The organism is Shimia sp. (assembly GCF_041624275.1).
Taxonomy (GTDB): domain Bacteria; phylum Pseudomonadota; class Alphaproteobacteria; order Rhodobacterales; family Rhodobacteraceae; genus Shimia.
In genome coordinates this window covers 1-14,988 of record NZ_JBFJVE010000053.1, presented here as the reverse complement: position 1 = coordinate 14,988, position 14,988 = coordinate 1, and the positions used below count along the sequence as shown (strand labels likewise).

The following is a 14,988-nucleotide window of genomic DNA, read 5'->3' as shown; positions in this document are numbered from 1 at the left end:
TCCTTTGTCCAGCGACCCGGCGATGTCGAAGAGGCCAGGGCGCTCGCGGCGGGTCGCGCGGCGATCTTGTCCAAGATCGAGAAGCCCGGCGCGGTCGAGAAATTCGAGGAAATCCTTGCGGTCAGCGACGGCATCATGGTCGCACGCGGGGACCTTGGCGTGGAACTGCCAGTACAGAACGTGCCGCCGATCCAGAAGCGGCTGGTGCGGCGCTGCCGGGCTGCGGCCAAGCCGGTGATCGTCGCGACCCAGATGCTGGAAAGCATGATCGACAGCCCGATGCCGACCCGCGCCGAGGTCTCGGACGTGTCCAACGCCATCTACGAGGGCGCCGACGCGATCATGCTCTCGGCTGAATCGGCCGCCGGCAGCTATCCGATCGAGGCGGTCTCGACCATGGATGCGGTGGCCAGAGAGGTCGAAAGCGACCCGACCTATCGCCAGATCATCGAGGCCTCGCGCAGCGCGCCGCGCTCGAGCACGGCGGATGCGATCGTTGCCGCCGCGCGCGAAGTGGCGGAAACCACCGACGTCAAGGCGATCTGCTGTTTTTCCGAATCCGGCACCACGGCGCTGCTGACGGCGCGCGAACGGCCCCGGGTGCCGATCATCGCGCTGACCTCGCTGCGCGGCACCGCGCGGCGGCTGGCGCTGAGCTGGGGCACCAACTGCGTGATGACCGAGAACGTCAACCGCTTCAAGATGGCGGTGGTCTCGGCGGCCCGGGCGGCAACCGGGGGCGGCTTTGCCGGCCCGGAAGACCAGATCGTGGTCACCGCCGGTCTGCCCTTCAACGTGCCGGGAACCACCAATATCCTGCGCGTTGCCCCCTGTGACGAGCGTTTGATCTTCAACATGGAAAAGGAATAGGATCGACCCGGATGCCGGACCCCGGGCAGGCGGGCCGCCCCCGCCACCCCGGGAAAAACGGAGGGTCTTGCCATGCTGACGGACTATCTTTTCATACTCGGACTGGCGGTGGCGCTGGTCTCGGTGCCGTCGATGATCGCCGCCTATGCCGATCAACGCGCGCCGCGCCTGTCGGCGGCGGCCTTTGTGCTGGCGCTGTCGGCGATGCTGTTCGCCTATGTCGAACATCCCGGCGGCTACCGGTTCTCGGAAGTGCCCGACCTGCTGGTCGCGGTGATCGCCGACATCCTCAAATAGACCCTTGCCCCCGCGCCGTTTCGGCCCTATACGGCGCCTCTGTGCGCGCGACCGGCCCGAGAGGCATGCCGAGTCGCGTTAAGACCCATCCATCGAAGGAGACGGAAATGCCCAAGATGAAGACGAAGTCGAGCGCCAAGAAGCGCTTCAAGATGACGGCGACCGGCAAGGTACGTGCCGGCCAGGCTGGCAAACGCCATGGCATGATCAAACGGACGAAGAAATTCATCCGTGACGCACGCGGCAACACGGTTCTGTGTGAAGCGGATGCGAAGATCGTCAAAAAATACATGCCCTACGCGCGCTAAGGAGCCTGAGATATGTCCCGAGTTAAAGGTGGAACCGTCACCCACGCCCGTCACAAGAAGATCATCAAGGCCGCAAAGGGCTATTATGGTCGTCGCAAGAACACTTTCAAGGTAGCGTCGCAGGCCGTCGACAAGGCCAACCAATACGCCACCCGTGACCGCAAGAACCGCAAGCGCAATTTCCGCGCCCTGTGGATCCAGCGTATCAACGCCGCCGTGCGCAGCCACGACGAAGCGCTGACCTATTCGCGTTTCATCAACGGCCTGAACCTGGCCGGCATCGAAGTGGACCGCAAGGTCCTGGCCGACCTGGCCGTGCACGAGCCCGAAGCTTTCGGTGCCATCGTGAAACAGGCACAGGACGCGCTGGCTGCCTAAGGCCGGGGTTGACCCGACAGAATAGAAAGCCCCGTGCGAGAGATCGCGCGGGGCTTTGCGTTTCCGGCGCCGGTCGATGATTGTGCGCCTTGCGGCGCGCAGGTTGTCTCGGGGCCCCGGGGCCCCTCGGGGAGGCCTCCGGCGGGAGTATTTGGCAAGGGGTGAAAGCCGGTGCGCGGCGCCCGCCCTTGCTTTCGGCGTCACATGTGATAGCAGGGCGCAAGCAGATTTTGAGGGGCCGAGATGGACGATCTAAAGACGAAATACCTGGCTCAGATCGCCGATGCGGGCGATGAAGGCGTGCTTGAGACCATCCGCGTCGCGGCGGTGGGCAAGAAGGGCGAAGTCAGCCTGAAGATGCGCGAGCTGGGCAAGATGACCCCGGACGAGCGCCAGGTGGCCGGCCCGGCGCTGAACGCGCTCAAGGATGAGATCAACTCGGCTCTGGCGGCCAAGAAGGCGGCGCTGGCCGATGCGGCGCTGGACGCGCGGCTGCGCGACGAATGGCTGGACGTGACCCTGCCGGGACGGGCCCGCCGCACCGGCACGATCCACCCCATCAGCCAGGTCACCGAAGAGGTCACCGCGATCTTTGCCGACATGGGCTTTGCCGTCGCCGAGGGGCCGCAGATCGAGACCGACTGGTACAATTTCGACGCGCTGAACATTCCCGGCCACCACCCGGCGCGGGCCGAGATGGACACGTTTTACACCCATCGCGCCGAAGGCGACAATCGTCCGCCGCATGTGCTGCGCACCCATACCTCGCCGGTGCAGATCCGCTCGATGGAGAAGACCGGCGCGCCGATCCGCATCATCTGTCCGGGCCGTGTCTATCGCGCCGATTACGACCAGACCCACACGCCGATGTTCCATCAGGTCGAAGGTCTGGCTCTGGGCAAGGACATTTCCATGGCCAACCTGAAATGGGTGCTGGAAGAGTTCTTTACCGCGTTTTTCGGCACCGAAGTCAAAACCCGCTTCCGCGCCTCGCATTTCCCTTTCACCGAGCCTTCGGCCGAGGTCGACATCCAGTGTTCCTGGGAAGGCGGCACGGTGAAAGTGGGCGAGGGCGACGATTGGCTCGAGGTTCTGGGCTCGGGCATGGTGCATCCCAAGGTGCTGGAAGCCGGTGGCATTGACCCACAAGAATATCAGGGCTTTGCCTTTGGCATCGGCATCGACCGTCTGGCGATGCTGAAATACGGCATTCCGGATCTGCGCGCCTTCTTTGACAGCGATCTGCGCTGGCTGCGCCATTACGGGTTTGCCAGCCTGGATCAGCCGACGCTGCACGGTGGGTTGTCGCGGTGAGATAAGCCGTAGGGCGGGCTTCAGCCCGCCGAAACAGCAAGTGATCGGCAAAGGCGGGCTGAAGCCCGCCCTACGCAGACCTCCTTGAAAGTGCCGAAAACATTCCATGCGATGTCGCGGATGGCGCAGGTGCTGGTCTCTGGCCGGTTATGCTGGGCCGAAGGAGGCCCGCCATGACCCGCATTCTCATTCTCGAAGGCAATTCGGTACAGATCGTGCAGCGCGGCCAGTCGAGTGCCGCCGGTTTCATTGCCACGCTGATGGCGATAAATCCGGGCCTGCGGCTGGTGGTGCAGAACCCCTATGCGGCCCCCGTGGCTGCTGCCGATCTGCAGGGCATTGATGCGGTGGTCTTTACCGGCTCGGCGGTGGCGTGGAACACCTCGGATCCGCGCGGGCAGGCCCAGGCCGATGCCATGCGCCGGGTGTTCGATGCCGGGCTGCCGGTCTGGGGCTCGTGCAATGGGCTGCAATTGCTGGCGACGGTTCTCGGCGGTGCGGTCGCGGCCTCGCCCAAGGGGCGCGAGGACGGGCTGGCGGTGGATATCCGCCTGAGCGACGCCGGGCGAAGCCACCCGATGATGGCCGGCCGCGCCGACGGCTATGCCGTGCCCTGCATCCATCGCGACGAGATCAGCGCCCTGCCCGAGGGCACGCTGCTTCTGGCGGGCAATGAACATTCGCCGGTGCAGGCGGTGGCCCATGAGCGCGACGGCATCGACTTCTGGGGCACGCAGTACCATCCCGAACTGGCGCCCGGGGATATTGCCGCCGCGCTGGAGCGGATGGAGGGCGTGGCGGGGGCCGACAGGATCGCCGACTTGAGGGCCTGCGCCGGCGATGCGGCGGCGGCCCGGCGGCTGGGGGCCCGTGTCGAGGACATGCAGCCCGAGCGCCGCAGTCTCGAGCTGCGCAACTGGCTGGCGCATCTGGGCGCGCGGCCCTGACCGGGCGGCGGTGCTTCACAGGTGCCGGGCAAAGCGCAGCAGGGCGGCGCCCAGCAGGGTGACGAAGGTCGAGAGCAGCTTGCTCAGGCTGAGCCGCTCGCGCAGAAAGCCGACACCGATCAGCAGCGCAAAGACGATGCTGGTTTCGCGCAGCGCCGTGACCAGCGCGATCGGTGCCTGGGTGAAGGCCCAGGTGACCAGCGAATAGGCGATGAAGGAAGCGCCGCCACCGATCACGAACATCGTCTTGCCGTACCGCCCGAGATCGGTCAGCGTCACCGGCCGCACCGCGAGAAGATAGAGCGTCGTCAGGGCGGCATTGCAGATCGCCAGCCAGGAATAATAGCCCACCGAGGTGCCCGCCAGCCGCGCGCCGATGCCGTCGACCAGCGAATAGGAGGCGATGAACCCGCCGGTGGCCAGCGCGAACAGCGCCGCCTTGCCGTTGCGCAGCCCGTCGGCGCGGCGGGTGACGGCAAGGCTGAGAATGCCGGCGCCGATGACCACGATGGCCAGGATCTCGGCCGGGGCCAGCGCCACCCCCAGAAGCGCCACCGAGACCAGCGCCACGATCAGCGGCGCCGAACCGCGCGCGATCGGGTAGACCTGGGTCAGGTCGCCGACCCGGTAGGAATGCAGAAGGAAGATCTGATAGCCGCCGTGCAGCAGCACCCCGGCCGCGAGATAGCCGAAGCTCTGCGGATCGGGCGCCGGCACCTGGCTTAGCGCCAGCGCGGCAAAGGGCACATGCCCCAGCACCACCGCCGCCATGCCGACATATTTGTCGGTGCCGCCCTTCAGCAGCGCGTTCCAGGTCGCGTGCAACAGGGCGGCGCCGATCACGGCAAGAAAGACGATGCTGGTCATCGGGGGCTCCGGTTCTGAACACCCGACGCTAGCCGCCAACCGCCCGCTATGCAAACGGTCCTTGCGCGGGCTGCCCGTGATCCGCGGTGAAGCTGGTTAGTGGCAGTGAAAGGGTTTCGACCCTGCGTGGCAGCATTGCCCTGGCGGCGAGCTTTTCCTGCACCCGCCACCATGCGCGACATCGGTGATCGGTTGCCAGGCAGGGGCCGGCGCGGCCCGACCCGCTGCGGCGCTTATTGGCAGGGCCAGGACCAGCGCGAGGCAGAGTGGGGTCAAGAATTTCATGGATCATCCCTTGATTGAAAATTCGAATCGTTAATGAAGGTTAACGTTGCATTTGGCGTCCTGCCTGTAAAGCTTTGACATGAGATGCGCCCGTGCAATCCGCCAATCCCCATGTGCGGCGGCAATGCGCCCTTTCCCCTGTGCCCCATATCCGCTAAATGCCTGTCTGACCCAAGTTTGACTGGCGGAATGACGCGATGAAATTCACTCTCTCCTGGCTGAAGGATCACCTCGACACCGAGGCGAGCCTTGACGACATCCTCTATGCCCTGACCGATCTGGGTCTCGAGGTCGAAGAAGTCTCCAACCCGGGCGAGCGGCTCAAGGATTTCACCATCGGCAAGGTGCTGCGCGCCGAGAAACACCCCGACGCCGACAAGCTGCGCGTCTGCAAGGTGGCCACCGACGAGGGCGAATTGCAGATCATCTGCGGCGCGCCGAACGCGCGCACCGGCATCACCGTCGTGGTCGCCAAGCCGGGCGTCTATGTGCCGGGCATCGACATCACCATCGGTGTCGGCAAAATCCGGGGCATCGAGAGTTTCGGCATGATGGCCTCGGAACGCGAGATGGAACTCAGCGACGAGCATGACGGCATCATCGAGCTGCCCTCGGGCGAGGTCGGCCAGCGGTTCGTCGATTGGCTGGCGGAAAACGATCCGGCCAAGGTCGACCCGGTGATCGAGATCGCCATCACTCCGAACCGCCCCGATGCGCTGGGCGTGCGCGGCATCGCGCTGGATCTGGCGGCGCGCGGTCTTGGCACCATGAAGCCGGCGCCCGAAGCCAAGATCGAGGGCAGCTTTCCCAGTCCGATCAGCATCAGCATCGACGAAGACACCCGCGAAAACGGCTGCGAGGTCTTCGCTGGCCGCCTGATCAAGGGCGTGAAGAACGGCCCCAGCCCGGCCTGGCTGCAGGATCGCCTGCGCGCCATCGGTCTGCGCCCGATCTCGGCGCTGGTGGATGTCACCAACTTCTTCACCTTCGACCGCAACCGTCCGCTGCATGTCTTTGACGCCGACAAGGTCAAGGGCAATCTGCGCGTGCACCGCGCGGCAGGTGGCGAGACGCTGATGGGTCTGGACGAAAAGGAGTATACCTTCTCGGCCGGTCAGGTGGTGATCTCGGATGATGAAGGCATCGAGTCGATCGGCGGCATCATGGGTGGCCTGCCCACCGGCTGCACCAATGAGACCACCAATGTCTTTCTCGAAGCGGCGGTCTGGGACACGGTGCAGATCGCCTATACCGGCCGCGCGCTGAAGATCAACTCGGACGCGCGCTATCGCAACGAACGCGGCATCGACCCGGCCTTCAACATGCAGGCGATCGAATTGGCCACCAAGATGATCATCGAGCTTTGCGGCGGTGAAGCCTCGGAGGTGGTGACGGCCGGCGAAGTGCCCGACGTCGCCCGCGCCTACAAGCTTGACACCGACCGCGTGCAATCGCTGGTCGGCATGGAAATTCCCGCCGAAGAGCAGGTCAAGACCCTGACCGCGCTGGGCTTTGACGTGCAGGGCGACATGGCGCATGTGCCCAGCTGGCGCCCCGATGTGCAGGGCGAAGCCGATCTGGTGGAAGAGGTGGCCCGCGTCGCCTCGCTGACCAAGCTGGAAGGCAAGCCGCTGCCGCGCGCGCAGGACGGCCTGCCCGAGGTGATCCTGTCGCCGACGCAGAAACGCGAGCAGATCGCGCGGCGCACCACGGCGGCGCTGGGCTACAATGAATGCGTCACCTACAGCTTTATCGACCGCAAGTCGGCCGAGCTGTTTGGCGGCGGCAGCGATGCCACCATGCTGGAAAACCCGATCTCGTCGGAAATGTCGCATATGCGCCCCTCGATGCTGCCCGGCCTGTTGCAGGCCGCAGCGCGCAATCAGGCGCGCGGCTTCATGGACATGGCGCTGTTTGAATGCGGCGCGGTGTTCCACGGCGGCGAGCCGGGGGAACAAGAGACCCTTGTGACCGGCATCCTGGTGGGGCGTACCCTGGGCAAGGACATCCACGGCGAAAGCCGCCCGGTCGATGTCTATGACGCCAAGGCCGACATGGAAGCGGTGCTGGACGCGCTGGGCGCGCCGACCAAGCTGACCTACAATCGGGGCACCAATGGCTGGTGGCATCCGGGCCGCAGCGCCAAGGTCGGGCTGGGCCCGAAAAAGATCCTCGGCGCCTTTGGCGAGCTGCACCCCAAGGTGCTGGCCGAGATGGACGTGAAGGGGCCGGTGGTCGCCTTTGCCATCCACATCGCCGAGATCCCCATGCCGCGCAAGAAATCGGCCAGCCGTGGCGCCGTCACGATGAATGACCTGCAAGCGGTCGAACGCGATTTCGCCTTTGTCGTCGACAAGGAGGTCGAAGCGGTGAACCTGGTCAACGCCGCCTCGGGGGCGGACAAGACCCTGATCGAAAACGTGCGGGTGTTTGACGAATTCATCGGCGGCAGCCTTGGCGAAGACAAGAAGTCGATCGCCGTGACCGTGCGCCTGCAACCGACGGAAAAGACCCTGAAAGAGGCCGATATCGAAGCGGTCGCGGCCAAGATCGTCGAAAAGGTCACCAAGGCCACCGGCGGCACGCTGCGCGGGTAAGCGATTGGTCGAACCGACCATCCGAAGGGCCGTCCCCGAAGAGGGGGCGGCGCCAGCATCTTCATGTCCCGCGCGCTCTGAGCTGCGGCCGGACCTTCCGTAGGGTGCGTGCCTGCACGCACCATGCTCACCCTATTCTTCGGTCAAAAACGCCACCAGCAAATCCCAAACAAGCCGAATGCGCCGGCTGGTGTGCAGCTCGCGGTGGGTGGCCAGCCAGACCGGATAGGAAAATGGCGCCTGCTTCGGCAGCACCTTGACCATCTCGGAAAAGCCGGCGGCGATGCGGTCGTCCATGATGCCGATGCCGAACCCCTGGCGCGCATATTGCCAGGCCGCCACCCCATTGGACGAGCCGATGCGAAAATTGTCCCGGGTCAGCGGAAGGCCAAGGGGCAGCAGGTATTCCAACATGCGATCTGTATCGCCGAAGCTGATGAAGTCATGCGCACCGAGGTCGGTGATATGCTGGGGCGTGCCGCGTCGCTCCAGATAGTCTTGGGAGGCATAGTAGTGCCCGGTCGAGTCGCGAAGGAAGCGGGCGATCAGATCCGGCTGGTCCGGGCGGAGATGGCGGATCGCGATATCCGCCTCACGCCGCAGAATGTCCTGCACATCGTCCGAGGCCACGATCTCGATCTCAAGCTTGGGGGCCTGATCCCGCACCCGGCGCAGAAAGGGCGCCAGGCCATAGGCCGACATCACATCGCTGGCAGTGATCCGCACCTTGCCCTCGATGGACTGCGACAGGCCGCTGGCCAGCAGCGAGATGCGCCCCGCCGCTTCGCCCATCCGGCGGGCGTGTTCCAGAAGCTCGGCCCCGGGCTGGGTCAGATGCAGCGCCTTGCCCAATCGTTCGAACAGCAGGACGCCCAGCTCTTGCTCCAGGGCCGCCACCTGTCGCCCCACGGTGGGCTGCGTGATGCCAAGTCGACGCGCCGCGGCCGACAGGCTGCCGGTTTCTGCGGTGGCCAGAAACGCGCGGATTTTGGCCCAGTCGGCCTGTTCAGCAGAAGAAATCATGCGAGAATGTATAAGGAGACTGCAAATTTTGGCAATTCTCATGTGGTTTTCGCATATCTACCTTGGTGTCGAAGGAGTGACGCCATGAAAAACGACGCCAAGTTCTGGGACAAGATCGCCGCCAAATATGCCGCTGATCCGATCAGCGACATACAGTCCTATGAATACACGCTGGGGCGCACGCGGTCCTACCTTGGCGCGGACGACCGGGTGCTGGAAATCGGTTGTGGCACCGGCTCGACCGCGTTGCAGCTTGCGCCTTCGGTGGCGCATGTCACTGCCAGCGATTTCTCGGGTGCGATGCTGCAATTCGGCCGCGACAAGGCGCGCGCGCAGGGCGTCGACAATATCGACTTTGCCTGCATTGACGTGGCCGATCCACCGGATGACTCGCAGTATGACGCCATTCTGGGGTTCAACCTGTTTCATCTGGTCAAGGACATCGACCAGGTCTTTGCCGACATCCATGCGCGACTGAAACCGGGGGGGTTGTTCATTTCGAAAACCCCCTGTCTGGGAGGCGGTGACTTGGGCCTCAGGTTCGGCCTGCTGAAGCTGATGATCCCGGTGATGCAGATGGTCGGCAAAGCGCCTTTCGTGCGTCTGCTCAGCATCAAGGAGCTGGAGAGCGCGATGTCGCAAGCCGGCTTCCACATCATCGAAACCGGCAATTTCCCGGCCAAACCGCCCAGCCGCTATGTGGTGGCCCGCCGCTGCTGACCCGCCTTTCGACCCGCCCGTCAGGGCGATCTTCGGCCCGCCGCCCCCGGTTTCAGCCAGTCCCTGAACCGCTTAACGCCCCGCCGCCCTTCAATTCCACCGGTTTCGAGGATAGGCAGGGGGAAACAGTTTTAGGGAGGACGCAATGAGCCTGAACATCTATCTCTCCGGCGAGATTCACAGCGATTGGCGCGAGCAGATCATCAAGGGCGCCGCCGGCCTCGACGTCAGTTTCTCGGCGCCCGTCACCGACCATGACGCCAGCGACGACTGCGGTGTGGCCCTTCTGGGGGTCGAGGCCGACAAGTTCTGGCACGATCACAAGGGCGCCAAGCTGAACGCGATCCGCACCCGCAGGGCGATCGGCGAAGCCGACATCGTGGTGGTGCGCTTCGGCGAGAAATACAAGCAGTGGAATGCGGCCTTTGACGCGGGCTATGCCGCGGCGCTCGGCAAGTCGATCATCGTGCTGAACCCGCCGGAACATCAGCACGCGCTGAAAGAAGTCCATGCCGCCGCCCTCGCGGTTGCCGAAACGCCCGCGCAGGTGGTGGGGATCCTGCGCTATGTGCTGACCGGCGCGCTGCCCGGCTGACGCGCGGGATGGCGCGGCGTCAAGCTTGCCGGCGGCTGCCCTGCCGTTAAGCTCGGGTCAAGGCGGAGGGCGAAATGGCGTTTGACTATGTGATTGCCGGCGGCGGTTCGGCGGGCTGCGTGCTGGCCGCGCGGCTCAGCGAAGACCCCGATACCACGGTCTGTCTGATCGAGGCCGGAGGTGCCGGCGACAGCCTGTTGATCCGGGTTCCCATTCTGGGCGCCGCGATGATCTCGGGGCGCCCCAGGATCAACAACTGGGCCTTTCAGACCGTACCCCAGCCCCAGCTCGGTCACCGCAAGGGCTATCAGCCGCGCGGTCGCGTCCTTGGCGGCTCTTCGGCGATCAACGCCATGCTCTATGTGCGCGGCCACCCCGGCGATTATGACGATTGGGCCGATATGGGCTGCGACGGGTGGGACTGGCAGTCGGTGCTGCCCTATTTCCGAAAGGCCGAAAACAATATACGCGGGGCGGATGGCCTGCATGGCGGCGACGGCCCGTTGCAGGTGCGCGATCAGGCCGATCCCCGGGCCCTGACCGATGCTTTCGTCGAGGCCTGCACCACGCAGCAGATTCGCCGCACCGATGATTTCAACGGACCCGAACAGGAAGGCGCCGGGCTTTACCAGGTGACCCAGTTTCACAAGGGCAAGCGGCTGGGCCAGCGTTGCAGCGCGGCGGCAGCCTATCTGCGCGCCGTCAGGGCGCGGCCCAACCTGACCATCCTGACCCGCGCCATGGCCGAGAAGGTGGTCTTTGACGGCACCCGCGCCACCGGGGTGCAGTACCGGCGGCGCGGGCGCAGCGAGGTTGCCGAGGCACGGCGCGACGTGATCCTGTCGGGCGGGGCCTTCGGTTCGCCCCAGCTGCTGATGCTCTCGGGTATCGGCCCGCGCGACGAACTGGCGGCACAGGGGATCGAGCTGCGCCACGAATTGCCGGGGGTCGGGCAGAACCTGCAGGATCACCTTGACTATACGCTGGCGTATCGTTCGCCGCGAAAGGACATGCTGGCTCTGAACCCGCGCGGCTTCTGGGACATCGGCCGCGCCGCTTTCGACTGGCGGCGCAAGAACGGCGGCGCCCTGTCCTCGCCCTTTGCCGAGGGCGGCGCCTTCTTCAAGTCCGACCCCGGCCAGCCGCGCCCCGACATGCAGCTGCATTTCGTCATCGGCATTCTCGACCAGCACCTGCGCAAGCTGCATTTCTCGCATGGCTATTCCTGCCATGTCTGCGTGCTGCGCCCGCACAGCCGCGGCCATGTCGGCCTCAACTCGCCGCGCCCCGGCGATGCGCCGCGCATCGACCCGGCCTTTCTCAGCGATCCGCGCGACCTTGCCGATCTCAAGAAGGGGGCCCGCATCCTCGAGGACATCATGCAATCGGCCCCGCTGGCCCCCTGGCGCGGCCAGCGCCTTTATCCCCACGACGGCAGCGACGCCGCGCTCGAGGCTGATATCCGCGCGCGCTCGGACACGATCTATCACCCGGTCGGCACCTGCAGGATGGGCACCGACGAGATGGCCGTGACCGATGCCGAGGGGCGGGTGCACGGGCTGCGATCGCTGCGCGTCATCGACGCCTCGCTGATGCCGACACTGGTCGGCGGCAACACCAATGCCCCCACGATCATGATCGCCGAAAAGCTCGCCGACGCGATCCGCACGGGCCGCTGATCCTTTCTCTTGCGCCAAATATCCTCGGGGGTGAATTGCCGCCGCAGGCGGCAAGAGGGGGCAGACAGCCCCCCTTGCCGGCGCTGTCCCCGCATCCGCGATCACGGGGGGAAAACCGGGGGCAAATTCCCGGCCATCCCCCTTGTTTGCGGCACAGATCCGCCGTGCTAGGCTGCACGGCGCCGGCGGCACGCCCGGGAACGAACAGGGAGAAAACGCAACATGCTACAGGAATTCAGGGATTTCATCGCCAGGGGCAATGTCATGGACATGGCCGTCGGCATCATCATCGGCGCCGCCTTCACCGCCATCGTCAAATCCATGGTCGGCGATCTCATCAACCCCATTGTCGGGCTGTTTCTCGGTGGGGTGGATTTCACCAATCTCTATTTCGTGCTTTCGGGCGCCGTGCCGACCGGCGCCAGCCTCGAGGCCGCCCGCGAAGCCGGGGCGGCGGTCTTTGCCTATGGCGCCTTCGTCATGGCGGTGATCAATTTCCTGATCATCGCCTTCGTGGTCTTCATGCTGGTGCGCTATGTCAACAAGGTGAAAGAGATGGCGATGAAACAGGAGGAACCCGCCCCGGAACCCGAAGCGCCCAAGGCGCCAAGCGAGCTTGAGGTGCTGCTGGAAATCCGCGACGCGCTGCGTAAATAACGACCGGCCCGCAGCGGCGCCGCACCGGATCAAAAAAGGGCCGCCCCGAAGGGCGGCCCTTTCGCATCCAAGGGAGGAGAGGATGCAGGTCAGGCCTTGAGTGCCAGCGCCGGTGCCAGAACGTCCAGTTCCAGCGCCTTGCCGACCGCGTAATAGGTCAGCTGGCCGGCGTGCACGTTGAGGCCGTTCAGCAGGTGCGGGTCGTCTTCGCAGGCCTTGCGCCAGCCCTTGTCGGCAAGGGCCAGCAGGAACGGCAGGGTGGCATTGCCAAGCGCGATGGTCGAGGTCCGGGCCACGGCGCCGGGCATGTTGGCGACGCAGTAGTGCATGATGCCGTCGACGTCATAGATCGGGTCGGCATGGGTGGTGGCGCGCGAGGTCTCGAAGCAGCCGCCCTGGTCGATGGCCACATCCACCAGCGCCGCCCCCGGTTTCATCGTCGCCAGCTGTGCCCGGCTGACCAGTTTCGGCGCCGCGGCACCGGGGATCAGCACCGCGCCGATCACCATGTCGGCCTGTTGCAGCAGTTCGGCGGTATAGCCGGCCGAGGAAAAGCCGGTCTTGAAGACTTTGCCGAAGACGTCGTCGAGATAGCGCATGCGCGGCAGCGAGCGGTCGAGCACCGTCACATCCGCGCCCATGCCGGCGGCAATACGCGCCGCATGGGTGCCGACCACGCCACCGCCGATGACCAGAACCTTGGCCGGACCGACGCCGGGGACGCCGCCCATCAGCACGCCGCGCCCGCCATTGGCCTTTTGCAGGGTCCAGGCGCCGACCTGCGGCGCCAGACGTCCGGCCACTTCCGACATCGGCGCCAGAAGCGGCAGTCCGCCGCTGGCATCGGTCACGGTTTCATAGGCAATTGCAGTACAGCCCGAGGCCAGAAGATCATGGGTCTGTTCCGGATCGGGGGCCAGGTGCAGATAGGTGAACAGCAGCTGCCCCTCGCGCAGCATCTTGCGCTCGATCGCCTGCGGCTCCTTGACCTTGACGATCATGTCGGCGCTGGCAAAAATCTCTTCTGCGGTGTCGATGATCACCGCACCTGCGGCGATGTAATCCTCGTTGGTAAAGCCCGAGCCCAGGCCGGCGCCGGACTGGATCAGCACCTCGTGACCGTGGGCCACCGCTTCCTGGGCGGCGTTCGGGGTCATGCCGACGCGGAATTCCTGGGGCTTGATCTCGGTGGGGCATCCGATTTTCATGTGGGGTCCTCCCGTAAAAACAACTGTTCCTACATTGCGGGAGCTGGCGTGAAATGTGCTGCAATTTTGGGCAGAATAAAAACATGCAAATCGAAGGATCTTCGAGTAACTTCGGTATATACGCAAGAAAGGTGCTGCAATATGGTGTTGGATCAGGTGGATCGTCGCATACTCGGGGTGCTTCAGAAGCAGGGGCGAATCTCGAATGCCGAGTTGAGCGAACGGGTGAACCTGTCGCAATCGGCCTGTCACAGGCGCGTGCAGCGGCTCGAGTCCGAGGGCTATATCCGCGATTACGTGGCGCTTCTGGACGCGCGCAGGATGAACGTGCCGAGCACGATCTTCGTCGAGATCACCCTGTCGGGCCAGGCCGATGAGGTTCTCGATGCCTTCGAAAAGGCGGTGTCGCGGATTCCGGATGTGCTGGAATGCCATCTGATGGCGGGCAGCGCCGACTACCTGTTGAAGGTGGTGGCCGAAAACACCGAGGATTTCGCCCGCATCCACCGCCAGTATCTGGCGCGCCTGCCGGGGGTGGCGCAGATGCAGTCCTCTTTCGCGCTGCGCACCGTGTTCAAGACCACCGCCCTGCCGGTCTGAGGCATGGGGGCGCTGCCCCTCGCGTCGAAAATGCAGGCATTTGCGACGCTCACCCCGGGATACTTCCGGCAAGAGAAAGTCAGGGCTGCCGGCGATAGCAGGGATGGTTGTCGCCGGGCGCGGGGGTGGCATGCCAGACCGCCCTGGCAATGGCGCGGGCCAGGCAGGTGGCAGCGGCATGGCCGATGAGCAGCGTATCGGCGATCGGGTCATGAAGTGGCCGGGCACCGGTCGCGACGCCGTAGACCAGGTCGCCGTCCATCGGGCTGTGCGACGGAACGAGGGCGCGTGCCATGCCGTCATGGGCGGCGGTGGCAAGCCGCGTGCATTGCGCCTGGTCCAGATCGGCGTCGGTGGCGACGATGGCAATGGTGGTGTTGGCCGCGTGGCTGGCCAGTTTCGTCGGCGGCACCCCGGCGGGATAGGTGGCGGCCGGGCCGAAGCCGCCGAACTCATCGTCCTCTTCGAAGGGGGCGGCCCAGAAATGGCGCCCATCCACCGTGGCATCGCCGAGCGCGTTGACCGCCACCAGCGCCCCGGTCACATGGCCCGAGGGCAGCACCGCCGAGGCCGAGCCGAGCCCGCCCTTGAAGCGCGCCGTCGTGGCGCCGGTGCCGGCGCCGACACTGCCCAGCGGGAACGC

The 14,988-nt window shown here is 65.2% G+C and carries 16 protein-coding genes; 12 read left to right on the top strand and 4 right to left on the bottom strand.

Features of this window, described 5'->3' with window-relative positions; translation table 11 throughout:
* The 6 genes from ABZD10_RS06160 to ABZD10_RS06135 form a co-directional block, all read left to right on the top strand.
* Positions 1–870 (top strand): pyruvate kinase (locus tag ABZD10_RS06160; RefSeq protein ID WP_372885265.1); only part of this gene is annotated, 870 nt, incomplete at its 5' end.
* A gap of 72 nt (positions 871–942) precedes the next feature.
* Complete coding sequence (locus tag ABZD10_RS06155; protein ID WP_372885264.1) at positions 943–1,167, top strand: hypothetical protein; 225 nt, start codon at positions 943–945, stop codon at positions 1,165–1,167.
* A 107-nt stretch (positions 1,168–1,274) separates the two neighbouring features.
* Positions 1,275–1,475, top strand: a complete 201-nt coding sequence (gene rpmI, locus ABZD10_RS06150) for a 50S ribosomal protein L35 (protein ID WP_372885263.1) — start codon at positions 1,275–1,277, stop codon at positions 1,473–1,475.
* Positions 1,476–1,487: 12 nt separating this feature from the next.
* Positions 1,488–1,853, top strand: coding sequence for a 50S ribosomal protein L20 (gene rplT / locus ABZD10_RS06145; protein ID WP_372885262.1), 366 nt, complete (start codon positions 1,488–1,490; stop codon positions 1,851–1,853).
* 243 nt (positions 1,854–2,096) lie between these two features.
* Positions 2,097–3,167, top strand: coding sequence for a phenylalanine--tRNA ligase subunit alpha (gene pheS / locus ABZD10_RS06140; RefSeq protein WP_372885261.1), 1,071 nt, complete (start codon positions 2,097–2,099; stop codon positions 3,165–3,167).
* A gap of 173 nt (positions 3,168–3,340) precedes the next feature.
* Positions 3,341–4,114 carry a type 1 glutamine amidotransferase gene (locus ABZD10_RS06135; protein ID WP_372885260.1) on the top strand — a complete coding sequence of 258 codons (774 nt, stop codon included), beginning with the start codon at positions 3,341–3,343 and terminating at the stop codon, positions 4,112–4,114.
* Positions 4,115–4,129: 15 nt separating this feature from the next.
* Here the strand turns inward: ABZD10_RS06135 and ABZD10_RS06130 are convergent, their stop codons facing one another.
* Entirely contained in the window at positions 4,130–4,981 is an 852-nt protein-coding gene (locus tag ABZD10_RS06130; protein ID WP_372885259.1) for an EamA family transporter, read from the bottom strand.
* 482 nt (positions 4,982–5,463) lie between these two features.
* Here ABZD10_RS06130 and pheT point away from each other — a divergent pair, with 482 nt between their 5' ends.
* On the top strand, positions 5,464–7,863 hold the full coding sequence (gene pheT / locus ABZD10_RS06125) for a phenylalanine--tRNA ligase subunit beta (RefSeq protein ID WP_372885258.1): 2,400 nt from the start codon (positions 5,464–5,466) through the stop codon (positions 7,861–7,863).
* 132 nt (positions 7,864–7,995) lie between these two features.
* Here pheT and ABZD10_RS06120 read toward each other — a convergent pair whose 3' ends face one another.
* Positions 7,996–8,886, bottom strand: coding sequence for a LysR family transcriptional regulator (locus tag ABZD10_RS06120; protein WP_372885257.1), 891 nt, complete (start codon positions 8,884–8,886; stop codon positions 7,996–7,998).
* A gap of 84 nt (positions 8,887–8,970) precedes the next feature.
* Between ABZD10_RS06120 and ABZD10_RS06115 the strand changes: the two genes are divergently transcribed.
* From ABZD10_RS06115 to mscL, 4 genes are all read left to right on the top strand, one after another.
* Positions 8,971–9,606 carry a class I SAM-dependent methyltransferase gene (locus ABZD10_RS06115; RefSeq protein WP_372885256.1) on the top strand — a complete coding sequence of 212 codons (636 nt, stop codon included), beginning with the start codon at positions 8,971–8,973 and terminating at the stop codon, positions 9,604–9,606.
* Between the two features lie 145 nt (positions 9,607–9,751).
* A complete protein-coding gene (locus ABZD10_RS06110; RefSeq protein ID WP_372885255.1) occupies positions 9,752–10,201 on the top strand; it encodes a YtoQ family protein in 450 nt (149 codons plus the stop codon).
* A gap of 74 nt (positions 10,202–10,275) precedes the next feature.
* Positions 10,276–11,880, top strand: coding sequence for a GMC family oxidoreductase (locus tag ABZD10_RS06105; protein WP_372885254.1), 1,605 nt, complete (start codon positions 10,276–10,278; stop codon positions 11,878–11,880).
* Between the two features lie 222 nt (positions 11,881–12,102).
* Complete coding sequence (gene mscL / locus ABZD10_RS06100) at positions 12,103–12,537, top strand: large conductance mechanosensitive channel protein MscL (RefSeq protein WP_372885253.1); 435 nt, start codon at positions 12,103–12,105, stop codon at positions 12,535–12,537.
* Positions 12,538–12,626: 89 nt separating this feature from the next.
* On the opposite strand, the gene ald is transcribed toward mscL, so the two are convergent.
* Positions 12,627–13,745, bottom strand: coding sequence for an alanine dehydrogenase (ald, locus tag ABZD10_RS06095; RefSeq protein ID WP_372885252.1), 1,119 nt, complete (start codon positions 13,743–13,745; stop codon positions 12,627–12,629).
* 141 nt (positions 13,746–13,886) lie between these two features.
* On the opposite strand from ald, the gene ABZD10_RS06090 reads away from it, so the two are divergent.
* On the top strand, positions 13,887–14,345 hold the full coding sequence (locus ABZD10_RS06090; protein WP_372885251.1) for an Lrp/AsnC family transcriptional regulator: 459 nt from the start codon (positions 13,887–13,889) through the stop codon (positions 14,343–14,345).
* A 79-nt stretch (positions 14,346–14,424) separates the two neighbouring features.
* Here ABZD10_RS06090 and ABZD10_RS06085 read toward each other — a convergent pair.
* A partial coding sequence (locus tag ABZD10_RS06085; protein ID WP_372885250.1) for a P1 family peptidase occupies positions 14,425–14,988 on the bottom strand: 564 nt, incomplete at its 5' end.

Coding starts and splice junctions, on each gene's coding strand:
- ABZD10_RS06155 (WP_372885264.1), top strand. CDS start 943: ATGCTGACGGACTATCTTTTCATACTCGGACTGGCGGTGGCGCTGGTC.
- rpmI (WP_372885263.1), top strand. CDS start 1,275: ATGCCCAAGATGAAGACGAAGTCGAGCGCCAAGAAGCGCTTCAAGATG.
- rplT (WP_372885262.1), top strand. CDS start 1,488: ATGTCCCGAGTTAAAGGTGGAACCGTCACCCACGCCCGTCACAAGAAG.
- pheS (WP_372885261.1), top strand. CDS start 2,097: ATGGACGATCTAAAGACGAAATACCTGGCTCAGATCGCCGATGCGGGC.
- ABZD10_RS06135 (WP_372885260.1), top strand. CDS start 3,341: ATGACCCGCATTCTCATTCTCGAAGGCAATTCGGTACAGATCGTGCAG.
- ABZD10_RS06130 (WP_372885259.1), bottom strand. CDS start 4,981: ATGACCAGCATCGTCTTTCTTGCCGTGATCGGCGCCGCCCTGTTGCAC.
- pheT (WP_372885258.1), top strand. CDS start 5,464: ATGAAATTCACTCTCTCCTGGCTGAAGGATCACCTCGACACCGAGGCG.
- ABZD10_RS06120 (WP_372885257.1), bottom strand. CDS start 8,886: ATGATTTCTTCTGCTGAACAGGCCGACTGGGCCAAAATCCGCGCGTTT.
- ABZD10_RS06115 (WP_372885256.1), top strand. CDS start 8,971: ATGAAAAACGACGCCAAGTTCTGGGACAAGATCGCCGCCAAATATGCC.
- ABZD10_RS06110 (WP_372885255.1), top strand. CDS start 9,752: ATGAGCCTGAACATCTATCTCTCCGGCGAGATTCACAGCGATTGGCGC.
- ABZD10_RS06105 (WP_372885254.1), top strand. CDS start 10,276: ATGGCGTTTGACTATGTGATTGCCGGCGGCGGTTCGGCGGGCTGCGTG.
- mscL (WP_372885253.1), top strand. CDS start 12,103: ATGCTACAGGAATTCAGGGATTTCATCGCCAGGGGCAATGTCATGGAC.
- ald (WP_372885252.1), bottom strand. CDS start 13,745: ATGAAAATCGGATGCCCCACCGAGATCAAGCCCCAGGAATTCCGCGTC.
- ABZD10_RS06090 (WP_372885251.1), top strand. CDS start 13,887: ATGGTGTTGGATCAGGTGGATCGTCGCATACTCGGGGTGCTTCAGAAG.